This window comes from Vibrio sp. CB1-14, assembly GCF_040412085.2.
Classification (GTDB): domain Bacteria; phylum Pseudomonadota; class Gammaproteobacteria; order Enterobacterales; family Vibrionaceae; genus Vibrio; species Vibrio chaetopteri.
The window spans coordinates 1,123,318-1,149,595 of the sequence record NZ_CP115921.1; the positions used below are offsets into that span (position 1 = coordinate 1,123,318).

25 protein-coding genes and 1 riboswitch are annotated in these 26,278 nt (G+C 46.4%); of the genes, 11 read left to right on the forward strand and 14 right to left on the reverse strand.

Annotated elements, in window-relative coordinates:
* Window positions 1-9 precede the first annotated feature (9 nt).
* Both PG915_RS20885 and cyoE read left to right on the forward strand, forming a co-directional pair.
* Window positions 10-1,173 carry a COX15/CtaA family protein gene (locus PG915_RS20885; RefSeq protein WP_353498922.1) on the forward strand — a complete coding sequence of 388 codons (1,164 nt, stop codon included), beginning with the start codon at window positions 10-12 and terminating at the stop codon, window positions 1,171-1,173.
* Window positions 1,170-2,087, forward strand: coding sequence for a heme o synthase (cyoE, locus tag PG915_RS20890; protein WP_353498923.1), 918 nt, complete (start codon window positions 1,170-1,172; stop codon window positions 2,085-2,087). The genes PG915_RS20885 and cyoE overlap by 4 nt, the downstream gene beginning before the upstream one ends.
* Window positions 2,088-2,118: 31 nt before the next feature.
* Here the strand turns inward: cyoE and PG915_RS20895 are convergent, their stop codons facing one another.
* Genes PG915_RS20895 through PG915_RS20910 form a run of 4 tightly spaced genes read right to left on the reverse strand, consistent with a single transcriptional unit; the run spans window position 2,119 to window position 5,448 of the window.
* Window positions 2,119-3,030, reverse strand: coding sequence for an amino acid ABC transporter permease (locus tag PG915_RS20895; RefSeq protein ID WP_353498924.1), 912 nt, complete (start codon window positions 3,028-3,030; stop codon window positions 2,119-2,121).
* Between the two features lie 5 nt (window positions 3,031-3,035).
* Window positions 3,036-3,860 carry a transporter substrate-binding domain-containing protein gene (locus PG915_RS20900; protein ID WP_353498925.1) on the reverse strand — a complete coding sequence of 275 codons (825 nt, stop codon included), beginning with the start codon at window positions 3,858-3,860 and terminating at the stop codon, window positions 3,036-3,038.
* A gap of 41 nt (window positions 3,861-3,901) precedes the next feature.
* Window positions 3,902-4,696: an amino acid ABC transporter permease gene (locus PG915_RS20905; protein ID WP_353498926.1), complete on the reverse strand. Its 795-nt coding sequence runs from the start codon at window positions 4,694-4,696 to the stop codon at window positions 3,902-3,904.
* Complete coding sequence (locus PG915_RS20910; protein WP_418642533.1) at window positions 4,696-5,448, reverse strand: amino acid ABC transporter ATP-binding protein; 753 nt, start codon at window positions 5,446-5,448, stop codon at window positions 4,696-4,698. Before PG915_RS20910 ends, PG915_RS20905 begins: the two co-directional genes overlap by 1 nt.
* A 292-nt stretch (window positions 5,449-5,740) precedes the next feature.
* On the opposite strand from PG915_RS20910, the gene hcp reads away from it, so the two are divergent.
* Window positions 5,741-7,402 carry a hydroxylamine reductase gene (hcp, locus tag PG915_RS20915; protein WP_353498928.1) on the forward strand — a complete coding sequence of 554 codons (1,662 nt, stop codon included), beginning with the start codon at window positions 5,741-5,743 and terminating at the stop codon, window positions 7,400-7,402.
* Window positions 7,403-7,461: 59 nt separating this feature from the next.
* A complete protein-coding gene (locus tag PG915_RS20920; RefSeq protein ID WP_353498929.1) occupies window positions 7,462-8,481 on the forward strand; it encodes a hybrid-cluster NAD(P)-dependent oxidoreductase in 1,020 nt (339 codons plus the stop codon).
* A 121-nt stretch (window positions 8,482-8,602) separates the two neighbouring features.
* Here the strand turns inward: PG915_RS20920 and PG915_RS20925 are convergent, their stop codons facing one another.
* Complete coding sequence (locus PG915_RS20925) at window positions 8,603-9,928, reverse strand: ferredoxin reductase family protein (protein ID WP_353498930.1); 1,326 nt, start codon at window positions 9,926-9,928, stop codon at window positions 8,603-8,605.
* 163 nt (window positions 9,929-10,091) lie between these two features.
* Here PG915_RS20925 and PG915_RS20930 point away from each other — a divergent pair, with 163 nt between their 5' ends.
* Window positions 10,092-10,928: a hypothetical protein gene (locus PG915_RS20930; protein ID WP_353498931.1), complete on the forward strand. Its 837-nt coding sequence runs from the start codon at window positions 10,092-10,094 to the stop codon at window positions 10,926-10,928.
* An 89-nt stretch (window positions 10,929-11,017) separates the two neighbouring features.
* Here PG915_RS20930 and PG915_RS20935 read toward each other — a convergent pair whose 3' ends face one another.
* Window positions 11,018-11,599 (reverse strand): FMN-dependent NADH-azoreductase, encoded by a 582-nt coding sequence (locus PG915_RS20935; protein ID WP_353498932.1) that lies wholly within the window; start codon window positions 11,597-11,599, stop codon window positions 11,018-11,020.
* A 204-nt stretch (window positions 11,600-11,803) separates the two neighbouring features.
* On the opposite strand from PG915_RS20935, the gene PG915_RS20940 reads away from it, so the two are divergent.
* Window positions 11,804-12,040 (forward strand): hypothetical protein, encoded by a 237-nt coding sequence (locus tag PG915_RS20940; protein WP_353498933.1) that lies wholly within the window; start codon window positions 11,804-11,806, stop codon window positions 12,038-12,040.
* Between the two features lie 59 nt (window positions 12,041-12,099).
* Here PG915_RS20940 and PG915_RS20945 read toward each other — a convergent pair whose 3' ends face one another.
* Window positions 12,100-12,990: a LysR family transcriptional regulator gene (locus PG915_RS20945; protein ID WP_353498934.1), complete on the reverse strand. Its 891-nt coding sequence runs from the start codon at window positions 12,988-12,990 to the stop codon at window positions 12,100-12,102.
* Window positions 12,991-13,079: 89 nt separating this feature from the next.
* Here PG915_RS20945 and PG915_RS20950 point away from each other — a divergent pair, with 89 nt between their 5' ends.
* Window positions 13,080-14,291 carry a multidrug effflux MFS transporter gene (locus PG915_RS20950; protein WP_353498935.1) on the forward strand — a complete coding sequence of 404 codons (1,212 nt, stop codon included), beginning with the start codon at window positions 13,080-13,082 and terminating at the stop codon, window positions 14,289-14,291.
* A gap of 96 nt (window positions 14,292-14,387) precedes the next feature.
* Here the strand turns inward: PG915_RS20950 and mtgA are convergent, their stop codons facing one another.
* Window positions 14,388-15,065 (reverse strand): monofunctional biosynthetic peptidoglycan transglycosylase, encoded by a 678-nt coding sequence (mtgA, locus tag PG915_RS20955; RefSeq protein ID WP_420884625.1) that lies wholly within the window; start codon window positions 15,063-15,065, stop codon window positions 14,388-14,390.
* A 164-nt stretch (window positions 15,066-15,229) separates the two neighbouring features.
* Between mtgA and PG915_RS20960 the strand changes: the two genes are divergently transcribed.
* Window positions 15,230-15,874 carry a lipid-binding SYLF domain-containing protein gene (locus PG915_RS20960; RefSeq protein WP_353498937.1) on the forward strand — a complete coding sequence of 215 codons (645 nt, stop codon included), beginning with the start codon at window positions 15,230-15,232 and terminating at the stop codon, window positions 15,872-15,874.
* 79 nt (window positions 15,875-15,953) lie between these two features.
* Here the strand turns inward: PG915_RS20960 and PG915_RS20965 are convergent, their stop codons facing one another.
* Window positions 15,954-16,859 (reverse strand): chemotaxis protein, encoded by a 906-nt coding sequence (locus tag PG915_RS20965; RefSeq protein ID WP_353498938.1) that lies wholly within the window; start codon window positions 16,857-16,859, stop codon window positions 15,954-15,956.
* A gap of 178 nt (window positions 16,860-17,037) precedes the next feature.
* On the opposite strand from PG915_RS20965, the gene ppiC reads away from it, so the two are divergent.
* The gene (gene ppiC, locus PG915_RS20970) at window positions 17,038-17,316 is read left to right on the forward strand and encodes a peptidylprolyl isomerase PpiC (RefSeq protein WP_353498939.1); all 279 of its coding nucleotides are present in this window, start codon (window positions 17,038-17,040) and stop codon (window positions 17,314-17,316) included.
* Window positions 17,317-17,431: 115 nt separating this feature from the next.
* Here ppiC and guaD read toward each other — a convergent pair whose 3' ends face one another.
* The 3 genes from guaD to PG915_RS20985 form a co-directional block, all read right to left on the reverse strand.
* Window positions 17,432-18,778, reverse strand: a complete 1,347-nt coding sequence (gene guaD, locus PG915_RS20975) for a guanine deaminase (RefSeq protein ID WP_353498940.1) — start codon at window positions 18,776-18,778, stop codon at window positions 17,432-17,434.
* Window positions 18,779-18,881: 103 nt separating this feature from the next.
* On the reverse strand, window positions 18,882-19,592 hold the full coding sequence (deoD, locus tag PG915_RS20980; protein ID WP_112463061.1) for a purine-nucleoside phosphorylase: 711 nt from the start codon (window positions 19,590-19,592) through the stop codon (window positions 18,882-18,884).
* 11 nt (window positions 19,593-19,603) lie between these two features.
* Window positions 19,604-20,824 (reverse strand): NupC/NupG family nucleoside CNT transporter, encoded by a 1,221-nt coding sequence (locus PG915_RS20985; protein WP_353498941.1) that lies wholly within the window; start codon window positions 20,822-20,824, stop codon window positions 19,604-19,606.
* Between the two features lie 140 nt (window positions 20,825-20,964).
* A riboswitch (purine riboswitch) is annotated at window positions 20,965-21,062 on the reverse strand.
* Window positions 21,063-21,307: 245 nt separating this feature from the next.
* Between PG915_RS20985 and PG915_RS20990 the strand changes: the two genes are divergently transcribed.
* Window positions 21,308-21,664 carry a YibL family ribosome-associated protein gene (locus tag PG915_RS20990; RefSeq protein WP_353498942.1) on the forward strand — a complete coding sequence of 119 codons (357 nt, stop codon included), beginning with the start codon at window positions 21,308-21,310 and terminating at the stop codon, window positions 21,662-21,664.
* 347 nt (window positions 21,665-22,011) lie between these two features.
* The gene (locus PG915_RS20995) at window positions 22,012-23,364 is read left to right on the forward strand and encodes an alpha-amylase family glycosyl hydrolase (RefSeq protein ID WP_353498943.1); all 1,353 of its coding nucleotides are present in this window, start codon (window positions 22,012-22,014) and stop codon (window positions 23,362-23,364) included.
* Between the two features lie 80 nt (window positions 23,365-23,444).
* On the opposite strand, the gene PG915_RS21000 is transcribed toward PG915_RS20995, so the two are convergent.
* Entirely contained in the window at window positions 23,445-25,286 is a 1,842-nt protein-coding gene (locus tag PG915_RS21000) for a DUF3413 domain-containing protein (protein ID WP_353498944.1), read from the reverse strand.
* A gap of 195 nt (window positions 25,287-25,481) precedes the next feature.
* Window positions 25,482-26,132, reverse strand: a complete 651-nt coding sequence (gene elbB, locus PG915_RS21005; protein ID WP_353498945.1) for an isoprenoid biosynthesis glyoxalase ElbB — start codon at window positions 26,130-26,132, stop codon at window positions 25,482-25,484.
* Window positions 26,133-26,278: the final 146 nt, after the last annotated feature.

The following is a 26,278-nucleotide window of genomic DNA, read 5'->3' on the forward strand; positions in this document are numbered from 1 at the left end:
GGAGTCGCTATGGGGTTAATCAACTTAGTCAGAGCTTCACTGGTGTTTACGGTCATCGTGATTGCCATGGGTGCTTATACTCGGTTAGCTGATGCCGGGTTAGGTTGCCCGGATTGGCCTGGCTGCTATGGGCAATTGACGGTTCCCAGCTCCAAGGTAGCAGTGGTAGTCGCGAATACGCTTTATCCAGAGAGAGCCGTAGAGCCGTACAAAGCGTGGTTGGAGATGATTCATCGATACTTAGCAGGAGGCTTGGGGTTGATGGTGTTTGCGATCACCGCTATTGGTTTATCAAAGAGGCGTAGGGAGTTAGGCATCGTGCTGCCAATCTCTCTGTCATTAGTGATTGTGTTCCAAGCGGCACTGGGTATGTGGACGGTTACGCTCAAACTCATGCCGATCGTAGTGATGGGGCACCTGCTTGGCGGCTTTACCATGTTCTCTTTGCTGTTTTTTACCTACCTAAAGCTAAGACCTAAGATTGAGGTTCGCCGTGCCAATACTACAGACGAAGCCTGCAACGCTGATATGGCATTTGAACCTAAAGTTGTCGACAAGCCTGCAACACAAACATTGCCGACGCTGGTCAGTTCACGCCTGAAAATACTTGCGTTGGTTGCGCTGTTTGTGACGGTTTTGCAGATCATGTTGGGCGGATGGACATCATCGAATTATGCTGCGGTGGTGTGTACCGCGCTGCCTATCTGTGAAGGGAATTGGGCGCAGTACTTGGATTTCAAAACCGCCTTCACGCCTGTTCATTTCGGGTTTGATGACTATGAGTTTGGAGTACTTGAATATCCTGCAAGGATGACTATTCACGTGACTCATCGAATCGGTGCGATTGTCGTTGCGTTTGTGGTAGGTCTATTGGCATTTCGGTTATGGCGCTATCCACATCCAGCGATACGTAAAGTGGGGGTTACCTTAGCCGTGCTTCTGACACTCCAATTAATGTTGGGGCTGAGCAACGTTGTGTTCCACCTTCCGCTGCCTGTGGCTGTATTACACAACCTTGGCGCGGCCTTTTTACTGCTATCGCTTATTCACACTAACTACGTAGTGCATAGCGCGCGCTATGTGCGAATTGAAAAACCAACATTGACCATTGTTGAAGCCAACAGCCAAGTTACAGCCCTCAAAGTGTCTGGAGACAAGGAGAGTTCTCTATGAGTAAAACGACGATAATCAGCAATCGTGAGGTGAACTCGGCCTCCAAACCTGCAATCAACTGGCGCGTTTATCTGACGTTAACGAAACCGAAAGTAGTCGCCTTGATGATTTTAACTGCCCTAGTAGGGATGTGTCTTGCAGTGCCCGGTGCGTTACCTGTGCAAGCCAGTATCTTGGGTTTAACAGGTATAGCGTTGATGGCGGGTTCTGCAGCCGCGTTCAACCACCTAATTGATCGCCGTATCGACGCAATTATGGCGCGTACCCACAAACGCCCTTTGCCGTCTGGTGACCTAAGTGCGGACAAGGTAATGGCGTTTGCCAGTGGTATAGGTATAGCAGGCTTTGCCGTGTTGGCGCTTGGCGTGAATTGGTTAACGGCTTGGCTAACGTTTGCAAGTTTGCTTGGCTATGCGGTGGTGTATACCTTGTATTTGAAACGGGCAACGCCGCAAAATATCGTTATAGCCGGGATTGCTGGTGCCATGCCGCCGCTATTGGGCTGGACAGCTGTGACCGGAGAGCTGCATGCCAATGCGTGGCTTTTGGTGATGATCATCTTTATTTGGACTCCGCCACATTTTTGGGCACTAGCGATACATCGAAAAGATGACTACGCCAAGGCTGATATTCCAATGCTGCCAGTAACACATGGGGTGGAATACACGAAAACGTCCATCTTGCTGTACACAATTCTATTGGCGTTAGTGTGCTTGATGCCAGCTCTGGTTGGGATGACGGGTTTGGTCTATTTGGCTGGTTCAACCTTTTTGAGTGCTGGGTTTATCTACTATGCGTGGAAGCTTAAAGTCGCCGCAACAGAGAAAACTGCAATGGAGACCTTTAAGTTCTCTATCATTCATTTGATGGTGCTGTTTGTTCTACTGCTTGTTGACCATTACATGCCAGTCTAACCATTAACGATCTACCGTTAACTAGCGAAGCCTATCTCTGCTGGCTTTCAAAGCGTCGAAACAGTAGGGATAGTGCTAGGCAAAGTAAGAAATAGCACAAGCCAACAATGAGCCAGATTTCAAAAATAAGCCCGGAAGAGTTAGCCATTTCAGTGCCGACAAAGGTCATCTCCTGGATGGAGATTAACGAGACGATAGAGGTGTCTTTGACTAGAGAAATCGCTTGTCCTGCCAGTGCTGGCGCGACTGCAGTAAGCACTTGCGGTGCGATGACATCTTTATATTGATACCAAGTTGATAAACCTAACGACTGACCCGCCTCCCACTGCCCTTTTGGGATAGAAGCAAGACCCGCGCGAATGATTTCTGCCACATACGCCGACGATAGAAGACCGATACAGATAACGCCAGAAAGTAGGTTCTCCCATAGCGAGCTAGGACCAAACAAAAACGCCTGCCAAGCTGATATTTCACCGCTATAGCCACGGAGCACATCACTGAGCCCAAGTAATGGGATCAACTGATTCGAAATGAAAAAGTAAAAAATGAAGATAAACACCAGTGGCGGAATATTTCGAACCAACTGGATAAATAGATTGGCGGGGATGCTAAATACGGCCATCGCTGAGTGTTTCGCTAGGCCGAGTAAGGTGCCCAAAGTTACGGCAAGCACCATACCCCACACACTGAGTCTCAGTGTGGCAATGATGCCCTGGACAAAATAGGGTAACCCTCCATTTGCAGTCGGGTTAAACACCAACTCAAACGCCTGACTCCAGCGCCAGTGATAGCTGATTCCAATGGATGAACGGTACGCCAGCCAGACAATAAGTCCCACCACGGCGAGCAGTAATACGCCATCCAGTAGGGTAGGACGCCATCGCTTTGCTGGTGATGATGGTTTTTTATCGGAATTCAATTTGATTGAGTTGGTGTTGCTCATTGTAATTATTGTCCGCCAGCGATTTGGTCTTGCCAATCTAGGGTAGAGAACCAGTATTCATAGCGCTCTTTTAGCCAGCCATCATCGGTTCTTGCTTGGATCCACTCATCGAAGAAGGCTTTTTTGTCCTCTTCACCTAGACGAACAGCGAAAGCTTCGTTTCCTTTAGAGAGACGCTCGCTAAATGGAATAAATAACGCGTCCGCATGTTTAACTGCCTCATGCTCCGGCTTCGGACTTGAGGCGATCACTGCGTGGGCGTTACCGTTCAGTACTTCTTGGAATGCTTGTGCATCATCGTCAAACTGCAGAACTTTTGCCTTCGGGAACGTTTCGCGAGCAACTTGCACGGTGAATGCACCGCGGCGAGCAGCGATTTTAACGCGGCGTGAGTCAAAGTCTTCAATCTTAGAAAAGTCGCCAGCCAGTGCTTTGCTTGCCGCGACTTGAACACCTGAGTGTGAGTAAGGCGAGGTAAACAGCACGCTCTTTGAGCGCTCTGGCGTAACAGACATACCGCCGATAATGACGTCGAATTTTTGAGAAAGCAGAGCAGGGATGATGCCATCCCACGCGGTAGGCACAAACTCAACTTTCCAGCCTGAATCTTCAGCGAGTCGTTTCGCTACATCGATTTCAAAGCCTATCAGTTCGCCCTGTTTGTCACGCATGGCCCACGGTACAAACGTTGACATTCCGACACGCAAAGTGCCGCGCTCGTTTATCTTATCGAGATTAGGTGTCTCACTGGCTGCGGCGCCAAATGAGACCGCAAGGCCAATTGCGACGGAACTGGCTGCTTTTACTAGATGTTTGAGTGTCCTTTTCATGGGGTGACTCCTTGTTAGTAAATCATGGTTAGCATAGAGAGTTATGACCGCTTCTCTTGACTTAAGCGATATTCAAGCCAGGCAGAGAAAGCAGACAAGGTAAGCGTTAACACGAGGTAAATCGCGGCAACAGTAAACCAAATTTCAAATGGCATCGCGGTTTCAGCCACGATGTTACGCCCCTCGGTAGTGAGGTCGAAAATCGCCATCACACTGACGATGGATGAGTTTTTAATTAGCGAGACCACTTCGTTGGTGAGCGGTGGCAGTGTACGTCGTACTACCTGAGGCAATATCACATCATAGTAGGTATAAAAACGAGATAGACCTATTGAACGACAGGCTTCGAATTGACCCTTTGGAACGCTGTTCAGGCCCGCTCGGAGGATTTCAGCCGTGTAGGCGCCTTGGAATAGCGCTAGAGCAAATACAGCGGTAGAAAATCGATCAAGACCGATGATGGGGCCAAAGACAAAATACAGGAGGTAGATCTGCACCAACAGCGGCGTATTTCTTATGGCTTCCACATAGCAATGGGCGATAGCGCGGCCTACGATCGAATTCGAGGTTTTTAACAGCGCAGTGATGAGGCCTAGCAGCAAGGTAAACAGTAACGCCAAAGCGCTCAGCTTTATGGTGACAATCAGGCCTTGTAAAAGCTCTGCAGGCCACCACTCACCATCTTCATAGAATGCTAGATAGTCCGGCACTCGCTCCCATTGCCAGCGATAGCCCATGGCCTCGGCACCACTGTTGAGTAGCCAAGCTAATGCTATCGCAACCAGAGCGATTTGTAGGATTGCTGATAGAACCGGCTTTATAATCTTGAATATCATCAGTGATTTAAGATCTTGTCCAAAAATGCCTTAGTACGCGGGTGCTGAGGGGCGTCGAAGATTTGGCTTGGCGGCGCTGATTCTAAAATTTGCCCTTCATCCATGAAAATAACATTGTGCGCCACTCGCTTGGCAAAGCCCATTTCGTGGGTGACGCATAGCATAGTCATACCTTCTTCAGCCAGCTCAACCATAACGTTGAGCACTTCGCTAATCATCTCAGGATCGAGCGCTGACGTTGGTTCGTCAAAAAGCAGAATATCGGGTTTCATGCATAGAGAGCGGGCAATCGCAACTCGCTGTTGCTGGCCTCCAGAGAGTTGAGAGGGGTACTTGCCAGCTTGTTCGGCAATTTTCACTCGTTCAAGCATCTCCATAGCGCGCGACTCTGCTTGCTGTTTTGAAAGCTTAAGCGTGCGTATTGGCGAAAGTGTTAGATTTTCAAGCACAGTAAGGTGTGGGAAAAGGTTGAAGTGCTGAAAAACCATACCGACTTGACCAGGTTGAATACTCTTGGAGTTCACATCGTGACCGAGTACCTGGATATCACCGGAGTTGTAGGCTTCTAAGCCGTTGATACAACGGATCAGCGTAGATTTACCAGAGCCAGAAGGGCCGCAAATGACGACGATTTCGCCTTGTTTTACTTCCAGTTGGATAGAGTTCAGAGCTTGAAAGTCTCCGAACCATTTATTGACGTCGCTAAATTGTACTGCGTTCACATGGAACCCATTGTTTTTGTTATTTCTCATAACATTAGCAATATCGATACAGCATCTCAATACTCTACTCTAAATAGTAGCAAAGATATCCAATGCTCTCGGATAAACAATTTTAAAACGAAATAGAGTCTTTATGACTCGATGGTTTGTTTTTGATGCGATTTTATGTTGGGTCATTATGACCTTTTATGGTTTGATTTTTTAAATTAGTCCATAAAAAACAGCAAGATAAATTATGGCACAGACTATGCTATAGAGCTGCAGGAAATAATCAGCGCTGGCTACGTACCAAAGCGCGACTTAATATACTGGAGTCCTTATTATGTTCTGTATTCAATGCGAACAAACCATTCAAACCCCTGCTGCTAAGGGTTGTTCATACACACAAGGCATGTGTGGCAAAACATCAGAAGTGTCTGACCTACAAGACGTATTAGTGTATACCCTACAGGGTGTTTCTTTCTGGGCCGATCAAGGTCGTAAATTTGGCATCGTTGACCAAGATATCGATCAATGGGCGCCTAGAGCTTTCTTCTCTACACTGACGAACGTTAACTTCGACCCAGAGCGCATTATTGAGCTCTCTACTCAAGCTGCTGATTATAAAGCGCGACTTCAACAAAAAGTACAAGCGGCATCGCTGGTTAAGGGTATAGCCATTGATGAGCTGTCTCCTGCTGCGAAATTTGAGCTGCCAACAACAAAAGAAGCGTTGTTAGCGTTTGCGCCGACGGCGGCGGTAAACCGTGGTCATGACAGTCTGCATGAAGATGTGATTGGCTTGCGTCTACTTTGCCTATACGGCTTGAAAGGTGCAGCGGCGTATTTAGAGCATGCTCGTGTGCTATCGCAAACGGATGAGGAAGTGTATGGCGAGTATCATCAGATCATGGCGTGGCTCGGTACTGACCCTGTTGACTTAGAGCCGCTTCTAAACACCTCAATGCAGATTGGTCTTATGAACTATAAGATCATGGAGATGCTAGACAAAGGCGAAACGGACACCTTTGGTCACCCAGAGCCAACTCAGGTGAACGTCAAGACTATCAAAGGCAAGTGTATCCTAGTGTCTGGTCACGACCTTCATGATCTTGAGAAGATCCTTCAGCAAACCGAAGGGCTAGGTATCAACGTTTATACCAATGGTGAGATGCTTCCAGCTCACGCTTACCCAGAGCTGAAAAAATACCCACACCTTGCAGGTAACTACGGCAGCGCATGGCAGAATCAACAGAAAGAATTTGCTAATTTCCCTGGCGCCATCGTCATGACTTCAAACTGTTTGCTAAACCCGAATGTTGGTCAATATGCTGATCGTCTATTCACACGTAGCATTGTTGGTTGGCCTGGCGTTGCGCACATCGAGGGTGATGATTTTAAACAAGTGATCGAATGTGCATTGGCTCAAGACGGCTTCCAGCATGATGAGATTGAACAGATGATCACCGTAGGTTTTGGTCGTAATGCATTGATGCAAGCCGCACCTGCGGTTGTGGAGCAAGTGAAAGCAGGCGCAATCAAGCACTTCTTCCTAGTCGGTGGCTGTGATGGCGATAAGTCTGAACGTAGCTACTACACAGACTTTACGGCTCAAGCTCCAGAAGACAGCGTCATCTTGACCCTGGCTTGTGGTAAGTTCCGCTTCAACAAAAATCAGTTTGGTGACATCAACGGCATTCCTCGTCTATTGGATGTTGGCCAATGTAATGATGCTTATTCTGCAATCCAGTTGGCGCTTGCACTGGCAGAGGAATTTGATTGTGGTATCAATGAACTGCCTTTGACTTTAGTCCTGTCTTGGTTTGAGCAAAAAGCGATTGTGATTCTACTTACCCTGTTTGCGCTTGGCGTAAAAGGTATCTACACAGGACCAACGGCGCCGGCTTTCCTAACGGATAACTTGCTAAGTATTCTGCAACAGAAATTCGATATGCGTGGTATCTCCACGGTTGAAAACGATTTAAAAACTATTCTGGCAGCATAATCAGCAGTGATTGAAATGGCGCTTTGGTGCGCCATTTCATGTTTTAGGAGAAGCAGAAAATGGCTTGGTACCATTCAGAAACAATCCAATTAACCTGTACCAAAAAATGGTTTGAGACGCCGGATTCGGTATCGTTTGAGCTGTCGAGTGATTCAGCGAGTGACTCATTTCAATTCAAAGCAGGGCAATTCTCCTCGCTTGGTTTTGATATCGAAGGTAACACAGCGTTTCGTGCCTACTCAATTAGTTCTATCCCGGGTGACAGTCGACTGAAATTTACCGTTAAGCGCGTCCCCGATGGTCTGGTATCAAATCACATTGTCGATACGTTGTCGGTTGGCCAAAAAGTGCAAGCTCAAGCGCCTGTGGGTCAGTTCAATAATGTCGATTGTACGCCAAAGCAAAAAGTGCTGATGATCAGCGCTGGTTGTGGTGTGACGCCTGTGATGTCAATGGTTGACCAATGGCTAGCTGAGGGGGCAAATATCGATATTGAGTTTTTGCATCTGGCGAAAAGCAAACTCGATGCGATTTACTTTGATAGGTTGATGGAGCTAAATCAGAGCGTAGAGAGTTTTCATCTCAATATGTTGCTTGAAGACAATGCGGGAACAGATTTTCCTCAAGGTTTGATCAGTCTTGAGTGGTTAAAAGCTTTGGTTTCAGACTTTCAGCAGCGCACAATTTATTTGTGTGGACCAACTGGTTTTATGGGAGCGGTTAAGTCGGCTCTGGAAGAGGTGCAGTTTGACATGTCTCAGTTTCACCAAGAGAGCTTTACGCCAGCTCAAGTTGCAGCAGAAGCGGGTGAGGGAACAGTCAAAATAGCTGTGCCAGACTTTGGCGTAGAAGTCGAAGCAGACGAAGGTAGCTTGCTCATTGATGCTTTAGAGAAAGGCGGCGTGCCAGTCATTGCAGCTTGTCGAAGTGGCATCTGTGGCTCTTGTAAATGTAAGGTAAAAGTTGGCCAAGTAGAGTCGTCGAGCTATGAAACTCTGTCTGATGAAGAGAGAGAAAGCGGTTATGTTCTTGCTTGCTCTAGCACCATCAAGTCTGATGTAGAAGTGAGCCTAAACTGAGTCGCAATGGATGGGTAGCTCATCTTCCTAAAGAGGCACAATCAGGCAAAAAAACGGAACAACCAAAAAGGCGCGATGTGCGCCTTTTGTGTTCTTGTATCCGATTTAGCTTCGCCAGCCATTATCGAAAGTTAAACAGCTCAGCATGGAAAGCGGTTGTTTTCATGTTGAGTGCCTTCAACTGACCTTGTAGAGCATTTTTGAATCCGACGGGGCCACAAAACCAGATGCTGTGTTCTGACAGATCTGGATGTTGCTGCAAGATCTGCTCAATCGATAAAAACGGGGTAAGCCTATTATCGATAAGGTGAAACTCTATATTAGCGCTCAGTGCGGCTAGCTTCATTTCCTGTATTAGTAACGGTGACGGCGCTTGAGTACAGTAATAAAACACCACTTTTTGATCTCTTGGTTGTTTTGCTAACTGCTCCAGTCTGGCCTTAAACGCTGCGCAACCAATACCTCCGGCAATCCACACTTGTTTCTTGTTGTCCTCGAAATCGAATTGGCCATAAGGTCCTTCTACTTCAACGGCCTGACCTACTGTCACGCGGTTTTGGATATCGGCAGTAAAATCCCCAAGTGCTTTGATAAGAAAGCTAACTTGGTGACTATGGTCATCGTATGAGGCAATGGTAAATGGATGAGGTTCTTCATCACCAAGCTTGAGAAACGCGAATTGCCCAGCCTTGTGTCCACGCCAATTAGGAAGCTCAGCCACAACTTTGGTTGTCTGGTTTTCTTTGTTGTATTCAACACTAGTCACTACGCCTGTGTGTTTGCGGCGATGACCAATCCTGCCTACAAGACTCCAAACGGCCGCGATAATACCTGCGACAACGACGATCACCGTGACGGGTGTGATTAAGTTGCCCCAGTAAGCGTGTTTGAGCAGCACCAAAGAGTGGTAACCAATCGCAACAAAAGCGATAGCCATGAGCTTGTGTGTCCACTTAAATAGCTTGTACTTAATTGGGACAAAAAGCGCTAGCAGTATTAGGCCGATAAACAGATACAGCGTCCACTCCCCTAAGCTTTCTGCACCACTTCTAAGTGGCTGAATGATTGCGTAAAGCGAGTCCGGATCGATAGGTACACCTACCCCTCGTTGTGGGCGTTCCATAACACCGGCACTAACCAGTTGTTTTGGGACAATTGCAAGTAACCAATGGATCGCACCAATAACGACGCCATAAATGGCCGTCCATTTATGTAAGCGATAAGATTTGTCCAGACCTCGAGTAAGACGCTCAAACAGCGGCAATCTCATTGCCAGAAGCATGGTCATCGTTAACAGCAACACAGACACAATGCCCGTCAGTTGAAGTAAAGCACTGCGCCAAGGCATAAAGGTCTCATAAGTAAACAATGGGGGTTCGGCTTGAAGCCATATCAAGATGACAGCCAGTACGAGGGTGAGCACCATAAAATAGAGTTTTTTCATCATAACGCTCCTATTGAGCTTTAACTCTACTCCTTGCAATGTAACCTTACGTCAGTGTTAGTAAATCAATGTAAATTCATGAGCCAGTTTGGGTTTTCACCAAGCTTATACGCCATATCGTACTCAGTCGGGTAGGATAGAGTGATATCAATGAATGTGCATAATAATGAAAAAACTGATTTCAATTCAAAGCGCCATGATTGTCGGCTGCTTATCGTTTACTTTGATCCCGTTATTCTACAAAGTCGATGTACCAGGAATGAAGATCCCAGACTGCACGATGGAAGAGGTGATCGAAACCCCTATTTTCTTCTTCGTTTCCAAAATGGTTGTAGATAAATATGGCCTTGAAGAGGTCAATACTGAGTTAGATAAGTCGGTTCGTAAAAGCAATGTGATAATGAGAAACTCGTGCATTCCCATGAAGCGAACATTGGCGACGGTAGAAACCGTCGATTTTAACTCGGCGTCGTTGTTTGATATCGACCAAATAAGACGCCAACTGACGAAGCGCGTTGGTGAAGAAAAGGTACGCAACATTGAACGGCTTCCTAATCAGTTTTATGGCGTGATCCTCGCCGATGAGGATGGCTATTTTGAATATGACACTATTGGTACCACCAACCCGGATGAAAATAGTCAATTCTTTATGCTGTCTGAGTATGCCGATGAATACACGTTAGAGCATGAATTAGGCCATCTTTCTTGGGCTTGGCATGACGATCGCTCATGGTTCAAAGTTCTTGATGAAACGTTAGAGCAGCATACTTCGGAAATGAACAAAGATAGGCTCAAACCTTATGCGAGAGGTTATCAGTGCGGCGGTGCAGGTACTATTATGAGTTACGAATCAGAACTGCTGTCGATTTATTCGAGCCCTGATATAACCAATAACGGTAGAGTTTGCGGCGATGAGCAGTATGCTGATAACGCGCGGCAGCTTCGAGAGTTTGCTCGTGATCTCAAACGGAAAATGCAGCTACAGAAAGCCGCTACCCTTTGATATTTGTTACCGTCAACAAAAAGTGGTGAGTGACGCTAGGCCAACCCACCACTTCTCCGAACTACGCTTGATGCAACCTGAAAGGCGAGTTACACCAACTGGCTAAGCGCTTCCAATGCAGAGGCTCTATTTTCAGCCGCTGGTTCATCACCCATGTTCAGCGCTTCCGCATAGACAAACTCTACGTCTGTCATACCCAAGAAGCCAAGAATCGTCGCTAAGTAATCATGCATGCTATCTCTTTGCGTATCTTTGTGAATGCCACCGCGAGTAGTCAAAACAACGACTTTTTTGTTGTCGATAAGACCAACAGGGCCTGTCTCTGTGTATTTAAAGGTGACGCCTGCACGAGCAATAAGATCGAAGTAATTCTTAAGCTGCGTTGGGATCATGAAGTTATACATTGGCGCAGCAATCACGACGGTATCTGCCTCCTTAAGCTCAGTAATCAATGAATCAGACAGTTCAACGATCTGTTTTAGCTCGTCTGATAGATCGTCACCGGCGCTGCGAAGGGCTGTTGCTACTGCCATGTCCAAAACCGGCACTGGCTCAGCAGCAAGATCGCGTGTTGTTACGTTTGGCTTACCTTCGATTGCTTGTGCAATGATTTGATTAGACTGTGAATAGTCGCCAAGAATGCTGGATTTTAAAACAAGTGTATTCGACATGGGGTTATCCTCTCTATCAGAAGCAACGTCTGCTTCTCAATCTATGGGGTCAGTTTAGACACTGGGGTGATGTTGTATAAGGCGGTTTGTTTGAGCATCTAGTTCGAAAAATTTGAACACATCTATGCCCATACAAAAAGTGGCACTATTTGTGCTCGGTTACACATAGCATTTGTAACTTAATTCAACTTTTTGGAGGTTCCCATGACGAAATGGTTTCCACTTATTACCGTGATTTCTTTGAGCCTAGCTTTAATTCTAGGAGTGATGATCTACTTTTTTGGTATGCAAGCTATTGTAATTACGGCATCTGAATGGAAAAACGCATGGTTCGTGATCATGATGCACGTACTCTGGTTTTTCTCATGTTTGTTTGTCGCGATCTATAGCATTGAGTCATTCCTTACCAAGGTGAAGATGCACTTCACCCGTGCAGTGTGACCATTTTAGGGCAACGATGCTGTGTGGTACGTCTGTTAGAAGCGCTTTGATGGAATGGATTACGACTCCTCGTTCGATTGCGCGAGACGCATTTTAATGTAATCGAGAAACAGTTTGGTTCGCGTGTGGTCGTAGTCGAGTTTGGGGTAGTAGGCGTAGACTGTCGAGTCCATGGCTTGGATCTCTGGCAGTACGCGAATCAAGGCGCCAGATTTGACATCTTCTTTGATCATGATGTCATTGCTAATGAGCACACCCATGCCGCTTTTGGCCGCGTAAAACAGCGCTTCTGGATTGGTGGTCGCAAAGTTTCCAGAAAGCATGATGCGCTGGTTCTTGGAAATTTTGTATTCTCGTTGCGGGCGCTCTCCCCAAATCAAAATGTTGTGCTGCTTGAGTGATTCCACCGTTTGTGGCTCACCAAACTTAGCAATGTAGGAAGGGGCGGCGTAAAAGCCAATTCTTTGCTCAAACAGTGGGGTTTGTTTAATACTGAGAGTATTGAGGGTGTCGAGCTCTCGGCTGATGAATACATCCAGGTTGCTGTCAGGCATCGCACCAGGAACCGTAGTGGTGAGCTGGATCCGAATGTCTGGATATTGGATAAGAAAATCGTTGAGATATTGAACTAGGAATTTAGATCCAACGGCAATGGTTGCGCCGATTTTTAGAAGTCCTGCTGGCGTCTCATTGACGGATCGAGTTTCATCGATAATGGACTGAAATCGGTCAAGCGAGTCCTTGGCGCGCTGGTAGAAAAGGGCACCCGCTTCGGTTTGGGTCACTGAGCGAGTAGTGCGTTTGAGAAGCTGTACCCCAATGCGTTCTTCAAGCCAGTGAACCCGCTTGCTGATGGCTGAGCTGGTGGTATTGAGACGGCGAGCTGCGCCGTTGAAGCTTCCTTCTTCGACTACTCGAATGTAAGTGTTGATACACGAAATCCAATCCATATTCAGCCTCTTATTATTTCCTAACAGGACGTATTCTGTTTCCTTTATGGTGTATTATCAATGATTCATACGCAATATAGAATGTGTGTATGAATAAAACAAAGCCAAAATCATTCAATAAAACACCAATGCTGCTTGCGATGATGATCATTGCAACGGGGCAAGTTGGTGTCAGTATTTATCTGCCTTCACTGCCTCTCATTAGTGAGTCACTTGCGGTGGGTCATGCCGACGTTCAAATGCTGGTGACCTTGTTTTTGGTCGGGTTTGGTCTGTCACAACTCTTCTATGAGCCTTTGTCAGATGCTATCGGCCGACGCCCAGTCTTCATTCTGGGGCAAGGTGTTTATTTGCTGGGTACCTTGCTGTGTATCGTCTTCAGTGATCACTTCGCTGTGCTTGAGTTTGGTAGGCTGTTGCAAGGCTTAGGTGCAGGCAGTGCCTCGGTGCTAGGGCGGAGTGTGCTGCGTGATAGTTATGACGGAAAGCAGCTCACCAAAGCTTTGTCTTACATCTCAGTAACGGCGTCGGTGATGCCTATTATTGCCCCAATGTTTGGCGGTTGGATCGCATTTCATTTAGATTGGGAAGCGGTGTTTGTCTTTGTGTTGGTGTACTTGGTGGCAATCTTTAGTTTGGGCTGGTTTATCCTGCCAGAAACCTTACCTTATGCACCGCGTGCCTTTAAACCTAAACAAGTCATGCAGACGTACGCTAAATTGATTGTAAACCCTCAAGTCATTGGAAGTGCGAGCTATAACTGGATCAGCTACCTTACTGCCGTGGTATCACTCAGCCTGTTTCCGTTTTTAATGCAGCACGAACTGGGTCTGACTGCAGCGGAATATGGGTCGATCATGATTATCCCATCGGCAGGCTTAATGATGGGAAGTGTCTCGCTCAATATTCTGAACCGTTACTTTTCAAACAGCTGGATCTTATTTCTAGCGATTGCCTTGTCCGCAATGGCTGGGCTTTGGCTGCTAATGGTAGAGATGACCGTATTCAATCTACTGCTATCATTCACTGTGTTGACAATTGCTCAAGGATTGTCGTTTCCAATCTCTATTGCTCTGTTACTAGGCCCACATAAGACTCAGGCGGGTTCGGTTTCGGCACTTTCAGGATCGATACAAATGGTTGTTGCAGGCGTGCTTGGTGGATTTTTAGTGGAGTATTGGGTTACTAATCAGCTGGCATTGGGACGTTTCTATCTAATGTCTGCGTTACTAATGGCGGTAGTATTGCTGATGAGCCAGGTTCGACGTTTTGGACGCAGCGTTACACCCTTAGACAACTAGCTTTGCCAGTGAGCCTCTAGGTTACAGAGCTTCTATGTCACAGAGCTTCGATGTCGCAGAGATTTGTGGTCTTTGCTCAAACCTGTCATTGAACCATTAAAGCGAAAGCGGGCCTAAATTGTTCATTTGCGTTACTACCCAGTGCGTTCGTTTGTTCACGTAATCAGACATAGGGGTAGGGCGAATTCGATAAGGGTTTGGCAGTACAACAGCAAGCTGTGCTGCCTGAATCGCGGTTAATTGAGAAGACGGTACTTTGAAAAATTGCTGACTAGCGGCCTCCACGCCATAGATCCCAGGGCCGAATTCAATGACATTAAGATACACCTCCATAATGCGCTGCTTGCCCCAAATCACTTCTAACAGTAGCGCGATATACAGTTCATAGGCTTTTCGGATATACGTTTGACTCGGAAACAGGAATACGTTTTTGGCCGTTTGTTGGGTAATGGTACTTGCCCCACGACTCGGACCTGCCGCACCGCTGTTAGATATGACATTCCACAGTGCAACAACATCGATACCGTTGTGATCGGGAAATCGTTGGTCTTCGGATGCTATCACCGCTTTAGGCATATTCGATGAGATGTTTTCTAGTGGCGTCCATGTTTGATGGACTTGAGCGGGGTAACCCTCCGGTGGTGACACAGTACGGGCAATCTTCCATCCCCAAATAGGTGGGTTTATGAACTTAAAGAAGATCACCAATAGCAGCGGTACGCCAAGCAGAATGCAGGTGATATTGACTGATAGCTTCTTTATCATAGTTTTCATTATGTTAAGAATTGTCTAGGCTATTGCTTAGTGTAGAGCTGATTCTTGTTGGGTGCAAAAGAGCGGCTTCAATTTGTGGTGCCGAGTTGAACTAACCGCAAGGCATGTCGTCTAAAAACTCAGTTTAGCTTTGACGTAATACCGACCTTAAACAAGGAAATCATATGTTAGTAAAGGCCACACCCTATTTTCTTGCCGCCTGTTTGGCACTCTCCCCTAACGCATTTGCAGCAGAAGAAACGACCTCAGAGGAAAAAGCACAAGATACAAGTCATGACAGCAATTCAAAGGGTGCTGAATCAAGTAGCAAATATGAGGCGACACTCAATAAGTTCAAACAAGCCCCAGCAACCTTACCATTTTTTGAAAACGCTTACGGCTACGCGGTATTCCCGACTGTCGGCAAGGGCGGCTTCGGTATTGGCGGTTCCTATGGTGAAGGGCAAGTGTACCAACAAGGTATGCATGTGGGCGATTCAACATTGGCGCAGCTAAGTATTGGATTGCAACTTGGAGCCCAGGCTTACAGCGAAATTATTTTCTTTGAGAGCAAGGCGGATTACTACGCATTCACCAGCGGCAGCTTTGAATTTGGCGCGCAAGCTTCCGCTGTGGCTCTGACATTAGGCGCGAGTGCGCAAGCGGGTTCTACTGGTGCTGGAGCACAAGCGGGCGATAAGCAAAGTCAGGCGACTTACATTAATGGGATGGCGGTGTTTACTATGACCAAGGGCGGTCTAATGTATGAAGCATCTATTGGCGGTCAGGGCTTCTCGTTTGCCCCAAACAACAATTACGACGCTAACTAGTTAAACGTTGATCAACGGCGCCGCATTTCTCTAATGGCAAAGTGCAATGGGAAAGCGGCGTCGGTATCAAAAAAAAGGATTAGTGAGCAGTAAGCTGCTCAGCACCGCGCAACATCGCTTCAATCAGTTCGCCCGCGTTAAATTTCACTAATGCTTCATGAGCACCCACCTGATGAGCACGTTCGGTACACATTTCACTAGATAACGACGTATGCAGTATGCGATATGCATGTCCCAATTTGGGGTCATTTTGTACTTCAAATGCTAACTCATAGCCATCTAACCCTGGCATTTCAATATCGCTCACAAGAATGTCGATAGCATCGTTTTGCTCAGCTTTATTGCGCATAAAGGTGAGCGCGCTGTTGCCGTCTTTGCAAATATCGAACGGAATATTAATTTGGTTAAGTGCATCGCCAAGCTGCTTCCGGGCAATAGAAGAGTCATCAACCAGCAAGATGTTGAGTGCTTTAATTCGCTCCCTCTGCACATCGGTGAGCATAGGAATTTTGGTATCGGCGTATTGTGGGTAAATCTTAGATAGCAACAGCTCCACATCCAGCAGTTGGACGATTTGGTCGTTGAAGCGTGTCACGCCAGTGACAAACACATTTTTGCCGCTGCTCTCGGGGGCGGGTTCAATCGACTTCCAATCACATTCGATGATTTTGTCTATCTCTCGCACCATGAAGGCTACGACGGTACGTAGGCAGTCTGTAACGACTAGATAGGTACTACTGTACTCTTCTGGCGCAATAGGACGAAAACCGATAGCCGCTGCCATATCAATCACGGGCACCGTCAGGCCGCGAATACTCACCGTTCCTACCACGTGTTGATGTGAGTAGGGGATCTGTGTTGTCGGCATGAAAGGAACGATCTCACGTACCTTGAGTGTGCCGATGGCAAAGCGCTGCTTTTGCATGTTGAGGGTAAACAACAACATGCCCTGTGATTGATTTGCCTTACTGATGGTTGCTTTCATTATATCGCTTTCTCTATTTGCCAATAGATTGATTTTATAAACTTTCCTAGCAAATGTTAATGCGGCAGTTGCTCGAAAAACTTTAGTTGCGCGAAAAGTAAACGTGATTTGCATCTCGTTTTGAATTACACTCAGCGCCACTTATCATCCCATAGTCGAATAAAGATCGAGGCAACCCATGGCGAGAACTGCGGCAGCACTTCACATTTTGGTTAAACACAAAGAGCAAGCTGAAGATATTATCAAACAGCTGAAGAAAGGTGCTAAGTTCCAAACACTTGCGAAAAAGTACTCTACTTGCCCATCAGGCAAAAAAGGCGGCGACTTAGGCGAGTTCCGTAAAGGCCAAATGGTACCTCAATTTGATAAGGTTTGCTTCACGGGCGAGACGTTAGTACCACACTTGGTGAAGACTAAGTTTGGTTGGCATGTGGTGAAGGTTCTGTATAGAACTTAAGTCCTTCGAGCATTCTCGCTAAACAGAGACGTTCAAATACAAAATAGCCCGCGTATTAAGCGCGGGCTATTACTTTCTATACTACCTTGCTATGCAAACCATGCAGGCATTGAAGCTACTTCACTTTTCGACCATTGACCCAAACCGATGAAATCGCCGGTTCGGTGGTGTGCACAATGATTTTCTCTAAGATGTCTTGCTCGCTATCGAGATCATCATAAACGCGAACTTGGCTACCTTGGGTGTTGCTATCAACCACAAGTGCGTCGAAGCAGTATCCGGGCTTGAATACGCCAACAGGTAAATCAAGCGTCAGGCCACCGCCATGAGTCGCAAGCCAGAATGCTTCCACGAATGACACGCGCGTGTTTGCTTCGCCGCGCTGTTCCATGATATGGGTATTCGTGCCCGCTTCGCGCACGCGAGAGTGACTCACTGCATCTAAGGCCGCATGGAAGATTGAAGGCAGTGGTCCGCCGGATAAATCGGAGCCTAGACCGACATGAAGGTCTTTATCGAGAGCTTCTCTTAGTGGAAATGCTGCATCGGCAAAGTACATGTTGGAGAGTGGGCAGTGCGCAATGCCTGCGCCAACAGATTTGATGGTCTCTTTATCACTTTCACTGAGAAAGATTGAGTGGGCGAGCACCGTTTTACGAGTCAGTAGTCCTGTTTCGTTGTACAACTCAACATCCGTTTTTTGATAGGCTTGTTCTGTGAAATCTCGAGCCCAATCGCTTTCTGAGGCGTGAGTTTGCACGTGGCATTGATAGTGGGAAACCAGTTTGCCCAAACCTTCTAGTAGTGCTTTGGTTGATGTCGGTACAAAGCGAGGTGTGACGACGGGATAAACCAGTCCTTGCTGTGCATCTATTTCATTCACATTTTGGATGAAAGCTTCTGCGTCAGAGAGCGCTTGCTGCGTTGATGATTCAACGTAGTAATCCGGACACATCGACTTTTCATCCATAGAGATTTTTCCGACCAGCGCGCGCTGTCCTTTCTCTTTACACACACGCGCAAGGTATTCTGATGGTGCACTGTCAATTGTGGCAAAGTACATGGCGGTTGTGGTGCCATGTGCAAGCAGTGTGTCTACTAATTCTGGGTAAATTCGAGCGGCAAATGTGAGATCACTGTAGCTGCTCTCTAGTGGAAAAGTGTACTGGTTTAGCCAATCATGCAGCGGAAGATCCAGCCCTTTGCCTGCTTGAGGCCATTGCGGTGCGTGAGTATGAAGATCAACGAGACCCGGCAGCAAGTATTGATGGTCGGCTAAGCGCGTTAAGCTACTATTATTTTCGTGTTGTTCGACGAGCTGCGTGTAGTCTGAATGATTGGGTGATAATACTTGGGTAATCATTCCCAAACCATCAATTTCAATACACGCCTGTTCGATATAGTCGAATGTCCCTTTGATTGGGGCATGATAAAGATTGGCAACAAAGGCTTGATTTGTCATCTCAGTTCCTAAAACCGTATGGCTAAAATACGACTTATCTAAAAAGTGGCTTTTCAATAGCGAGCCATTAAAAAGCCCAGCCAAATGCTGGGCTTGATAATGATTACAGCGTCAACGCGGTTTTTAGCGCCACGTTAATCATTTCGTGCAGCTCTGTGCGACGTTCATCAGCGGTGAGGTGTTCACCTTTAGTGATGTGGTCGGTCACTGTGCACATTGCAATTGCTTTACAGCCATTTTCAGCAGCACATGAGTAAAGCGCGTTCACTTCCATTTCTACACCTAGTACGCCGTACTTAGCCATAAGCTCGTACATATCGAAATCTGGGCGATAGAATAGATCAGAAGAGAACACCTGACCCACACGGTAGCTCATGTCGGTTTCGCTTAGCACGGATACACAGTTTTGCAGCATGTTGAAGTCAGCGAGCGCGGCGTAGTCGTGATCACGAAAACGAATACGGTTGATTTTAGAGTCGGTCGATGCACCCATCGCGACGATAACGTCTTTCAGTTTTACATCGTCGTGAATGGCACCACAGCTGCCGATTCGAATGAAGTTTTTAACGCCGAACTCAGTCATTAACTCATGAAAGTAGATCGTTGCTGAAGGTCCACCCATACCGTGAGCCATAACAGAGATCTCTTTACCTTGGTAAGTGCCGGTATAGCCGTATACGTTGCGAACATCGCTCACCAAACGCGGATTTTCTAGGTAAGTTTCAGCAATCAACTTAGCGCGAAGTGGGTCACCTGGCATTAGAATCGTTTCTGCAAAGTCACCTTTGTTCGCATTAATATGTGGAGTAGGCATGGAGTTTTTCCTTAAGACAGAGTGATAAGCAGGCCAGCGATAGTGCCTGACATTAAGTTCGCTAGAATGGCGCCAAATAGTACACGTGAGCCAATTTCAACAAGCAGAGGACGACGCTCTGGGTTCATAGCGCCAATACCGCCAATCACCATGGCGAGCGAGCCAATGTTGGCAAAGCCGCACAGGCTAAAGGCAATGATAGCTTGAGTCTTTGCTGACAAGGTTTCGCTGACTTCAACAAAGCTCATGTAAGCAACAAATTCGTTTACAGCAATCTTCTTACCAATAAGAGCGCCTGCGGTAACCGCTTCGCTCCATGGCACACCCATTAGGAATGTAAGTGGTGACAGGATGTAGCCAATAATCAGTTCAAGGCTCGCATTCTCGAAGCCAGCAAGGCCACCAAGACCGGAGATAATACCGTTAAGTAGTGCCACTAACGCAACAAAAGAAATGACGAGTGCGGTTACGGTTGCTGCTTGGTGCATACCGACCAGAGAGCCCTCAGTAATGGCATCGAGAAGCGATTTTGGAGCGTCTTTGTCATCAACTTTAATGGCTTTGTCAGTGGTAACTTCCTCTGTTTGTGGACACAGTAGCTTTGCAAACAGCAGGCCTGCGGGCGCAGTCATAAAACATGCAGTAATAATGTACTTTGGATCCACCCCTAAGCTGATATAACCAATCATGGTGCCGCCAGCGACACTTGCTAGACCGCCTGTCATCACAGCGAATAGCTCTGAACGAGTCATATTTTTGACGAGTGGACGAATCATAGATGGCGCTTCAATAGGACCAACGAAGATGTTTGCGGTTGCGCTAAGTGATTCTGCTTTTGACGTGCCAAGTACCTTGGTTAGTACACCACCAATTACGTTGATCAGCGTTTGCATGATGTTGAGGTAATACAATGCCGAAATAAGTGCCGAAATAAAGATGATGACGCAAAGTACGTTGATAACGAAAATGAAGCCCATTTCGAACTTACCTAAGCCGCCAAAAGCGAACGCTAGACCTTCATTAGCGTAGGAAATAACGTGATTGACGCCATTCGACATGCCTTGCAAAATTTGCTCACCAAGGGGGACAAACATAACGAAGGCACCAAAACTAATTTGTGCAGTTAGGGCAAGTAGGACAGTACGTTTATTGATGGCTTGACGGTTTTCAGAGAAAAGAAAACCAACGGATAGCAGTGCGATGATTCCGACAATGCTCATAAGTAGTGACATGATACAACTCTTTCATGTGTTACCTAGCAATGTCCGTATTAAATAGGTAGTAATAAATCTAAGTGGCGCACTTGTCTCAGCGATTAAGTGCGTGTGTAAAAATTACACTCACTGATCAGACTTATTGGCATAAGAGCAGATATGGATTCGAGTCATTTTATAGCGGAGCATTATTGGTGCTCTGTAGAAACGCTTCACCCTATCTGAAGCTTATACAAAATGCCTGACAGTAAGTCCCCAATTTGGGGTGAGCGGATTCTATAGAAAGGTTTTTGCGATTGCAACCGTTTGCTTTTTTCTATTTCAACGGTTTGAGAAATTTCTGCGTTCAACTCTGGCATTCTTGAATCGTAAACTTTATGATGCGCGACCAAGATACGGGATCGTGCGCGCTGATGTCAGTTATGCAGATTGGCTGCGGATAAGTTAGACTCTGAATATCCAGCGTTTGTCCCCATCATTTACCATAAAAAGGTCCATGCCATGAGCTCGAAACAAGAACTCCAGAAACTGAAAAACCGCCTAGATAAGTGCAAGCATAAGCTAAATGGAGCAAAAGCTCGTGGTGACAATGAGTTGATTTCACGTTTTACCGATGAAATTGACAAGCTAACTAAGAAATTGGCTCAGTTAAACCATAAGCAAAGCTACGACATGAACAAAGAGCGTAAGAGTTTGCTGGACATGCCTTTCTCTCGTGAAATCACCAAAGCAGAGCAGGCGGATATGGGTAAGCTGAAAAAGTCTGTGAAAGGCTTAGTTGTCGTTCACCCAATGACGAAAATTGGTAAAGAGCTGAAGCTAAAGGTAATGACAGGTTACGCACCAAAACCATTTTAATGTTGTTTTAGCCAAGAAGGCGTACGTGAATAACGTGCGCCTTTTTTGTTTGTGTTTCATATAGATGGAATATTATACCTTCCTCACACGCTGTGATGTTGCTCACGGCTTCACGATAAAGCGATCTCGGTTAACAACTTGGGTTGTTGCACAATGTTTCTTGTTTAGTCTTTTTAATTCAATGGTTTATCGTCGTATTTAAGTGATTGGCACGATTTTCAAGGGTTAATTGTCTTCTACGCCTACCGCCTAAACCAACAGAAACTAAGTTGAGGATGAGCCGCGGTTTTCCTCAATCACTATAATTTTATCAACTGAAGTAATTCCAAGTAATAAAGGCGATCCTAATGTCTATCAAAACCACCAGTCAAAGTAACGTGATCCTTCATGCGTTCGATTGGCCCTACGCTTTAGTGACTGAGCGCGCTCAGGAAATCAAAGCCTCTGGGTACAAGACAGTGCTTGTTTCCCCACCGATGAAGTCCTACCGTGGCGAGAAGGAAGTATTGTGGTGGCAGTTATACCAGCCTCAAGACTATCGCGTTATCGATAATAAACTCGGTAATACTGAAGATTTTAAAGCCATGATGGCGGCACTGAATGAACTCGATATTTGGGTATACATAGATGTGGTTTTCAACCACATGGCGAATGAGTTGAGTCAGCGTCTCGATCTTCAATACCCGGGTAAATCAGACATAACGTGCTATCAGGAGCATCCTAGCTACTTTGAGCAGCAAAAGTTATTTGGTGACTTGAGCAAACCTCTGTTCACAGAAGAGGATTTTGTTGAAGCGTTTGGTATCGAGAACTGGAAAGATCGTTGGGAAGTGCAAAATGGCCGCCTGACCGGTGGACCAGAGGATCCAGGGTTGCCGACATTGCGCACAAGCGAGCACGTTATTGCTCAGCAGCAAGCGTATCTATTGGCGATGAAAGATCTTGGTGTGCGTGGTTATCGCATTGATGCAGCAAAACACCTTACTCTTGAGCACATCAAAAAGGTGTTCACTGATGAGATCACTGAAGGCATGCATGTGTTCGGCGAAATCATTACTGATGGCGGTGCAACTGAGGAAGAGTACGAGCTGTTCCTTCAACCATATCTTGAAGAGACTAGACTGGCGGCGTACGACTTTCCGCTGTTCAAAACCATTTTTGAAGCCTTTTCATCCAAAGACGGAAGCTTAACGTCATTGATTGATCCTTATTGTTTTGGTCTGGCTCTGACTCATGAGCGTTCAATTACCTTTGTGACAACTCATGATATTCCAAATAACGATGTGTTTAGTGACATGGTCATGGAGGAGCAGGATGAGTGGTTGGCGTATGTGTACATCCTTACACGCGGCGAAGGGGTTCCTCTCATATACAGTGACCTTGATCCAAGTGGTATCACCAATAAACGAGGTTTACCAAGATGGGTGGATGGTTGGAAAGATCCTAAACTTGCTAAGTTGATTCGTTTCTACCATACCGTTCACGAAGCGACCGTTGAGATCATTGAGGCGAATGAAGATCTGTTGGCATTTAGCCGAGGTGACAAAGGTGTCGTAGTGATCAACAAGTCATCACGCAGTAAAGTAGTGGCTCTCAATCAAACTAACACACTGAGTTCGATCTTTTCTGATGCTGTGGTTGAGGCTGATGGCGCGCTGCATATCGAACCGATGAGTGCTGAGGTTTTAGTATCGGTTTAAGTCGCTAACTTTAAACATACTGAGCTGATACAAAAAGCCCTCGCAAAATATTGCGAGGGCTTTTTTATTGAAGCTAGCTATTACTCCGTGTAGCGGGTAAGCAGCTCAATGGCATAGTGCATACGCTCGTGGTCGATCTCTTGCTGTGGCAATAATCGGTTAGTGCCGTCTTTTACTTCATAAAGACCGTTACCTTTGAGTGAGAAGATCTTATCTTCGGACACAACGGCGTAGTCGCCGTAGTCTGCAACGATGGTGTATGGGCGGTCAACAAACTCACCGTAGAGATCTTCACCAACCGCGTAGTCTTCGATGTCGTTGGTCACACCTAGGTAGTTTTTCATGATGGTCGGCACAAAGTCATAGTGTGTGGTCATCTTGCCTTGTGGCCACTGGCTGGCTTCTTTGTCGACGCCAGCACCAATCATAATAAACGGTACTTTGATTTGAGCTTCGGTGAAGTTGCCGTTGTGACCCCAGAAGTTTTGACCATTGTCATTGAGCTCTTCACCGTGGTCACCAGTAATAACGATCAGTGTATCGTCATAGGTGCCTTCCGCTTTTAGTTTGGCAATCACTTCTTTGATTTTGCTATCAACAAAGTGAGTACTTGTACGGTAGCGGTTGAAGATAGGCTCCGGATCGGAATCGTTACTGCGTACGAACGGGTTGTTTGGTCCAGACATTGGCTCAAACTTCGGCTCATAATCCGCAGGGAAAACGAATCCATGTGGCGCATCAAAGAACAAGAACGAGAAGGTTGGTTTTGACTTATTGACGTCATACCAAACCATCCAATCGTCGACGAGTTCGATATCACGATCAGCAGAATTACCTTTACTCTTACCACGAATACGTAGATCCGGGATGTTGGCGAAGATAGTACGGTTGAACTCTGGTGACTCGATGTGTGCTGATGTAAACACACCAATCTCGTAGTTAAGCTCTTGCAAGCGATCCATCAACACTGTTGGACGCTGGTTTGCTAGCATTGGATGCCAGTAAGGACCAGGTAGACCGTAGAATAGACCAAATGTGCCCATTCGAGTCGCGTTACCAGAGGCATAGTGTTTATCGAATGATAAGCCTTCGTTATACAGATCGTAAACGGTTGGCATGTACTCGGGTGTCACCGTATCTGGGCGCCATGAGTCGATCAGAATTAACATGATGTTCTTCGGCTGTGACGGTGCCTCACCGACAATTGGATTTAGGGGGTAGTTAAGACCACCTTGTACTTTTGGTGCTTTAGCTTGATTTCTCTCTAACTCTTCGCGGTCTAGCCAGCCCTTTTTAATTAGGAAGGAGTTTGCGATAGTTGGATAGAACATCGGTAGATACTGGTTCACAAACATGACAGGCTGGTAGGTTTTCGCCGCTGCCCAAATGTGAATACCGTGGCTTGCCAATGTGGTGGCAATAAATAATGGGAAAAATACTTTGCGAAGTTTTTTGGTCAACGTGAAACTGCGAAGCTCCATTTTACTTAGCGCCCACCATTGAAGTGCAAACACAGAGCCAAGACCAACCACAAGCATAAGCCATGCAGACCATGGAAACTCAACGATTTGTCCCGACATTACCATAGAGAGTACTGGGTAATTTAGGTGGAATCGGTAGAAGCCAAATACCATGGTATCGACAAACAAAAAGCCCAGCGCGATGGTGGCTACCAGTGCCAAAATAGGACGCTTTATCTTTAATGGTAAGAAACAAACCACCAAACCCACAAGCCAGAAGACTAACGCGAGTAGCGCCATATGGCTGAACAAACTGGTCACAGCAAACGAGAACTGAAGTCCATCGAAGGGCAAGTCTGGGAAATAAAGGAAATAGCGGGCGCCAATTAGCGTCGCAAGCAATGCATTGAGGATCCAAAACTCATAGTAAGGACTCAGCTTTGATTTTAAAAACTTAAGCATATTCAATAGACCAAAATGTAAAATCTAGGTTTGCCGCACATCGACAAGGGCGCATATTGTACGTGAGCTCGAAGGAGATTGAAACTTTTGCAGACAGAGGGATGTAGAATGTTACAAAATACTGACATTAATAAAGTCACCTACACCATGTTAATTAATTGATTTGGTGTAGGTAATTCTATTAGTTCTTAGCTGTTAGGCCAATGAAACCAGCTTACTTACCAGCTTGTCTATGCCACTCGCCGCTTCTGAGATACTGCTTGCGAGCATATAGGCTGGCGTTGAGAGGACTTTATTGCTCTCATCATAGACAAAATCGTTTACGGCACACTCAATATGGCGTCCACCAAGCGCATTAAAGCCTTCAGCCGTACCTGTATCGCTGCCGATGGTACCGGACACAGATTCGGGGTAAATCATCGGGATAATAACAGGGGCAATGCACAAGTAACCCGCAGGCTTATTCGCTTGCTTGAAAGCTCGGCAAGCAGATGCAACACCTGCGTTAATGGAACACTCAGCACCATTGATGGCAAAGTCGGTCAGGTTTTTGGCTGCGCCGAAGCCGCCTGGTACAAGCAGCGCGTCGTAGTCGTCAACATTCAGTTTTTCGACATCTTCAATACTGCCACGTGCAATTCGCGCCGCTTCAACCAAGACATTGCGCGACTCTGCCATTTCCTCGCCAGTGATATGGTTAATAACATGATATTGCTCTACGTTTGGCGCAAAACAATGCCACGTCGCTCCAGCCTTCTCAATGGCGTGTAAGGCCAATACAGACTCGTGAATCTCGGCACCATCAAAGACGCCGGAACCGCTCAGAATAACCGCTATTTTCTTCATAATTTTGACCTCAGATGACTGTCAACTATGTGCTCAAACTATCTCGATGACTCTACGCTTAAACGTGACTCGAGCACAGCTATATAGCGATACTAGTAGATTTTACAGCGAGTTGGACGAAGCCCAGTCAATAATGTGCTCCGCTA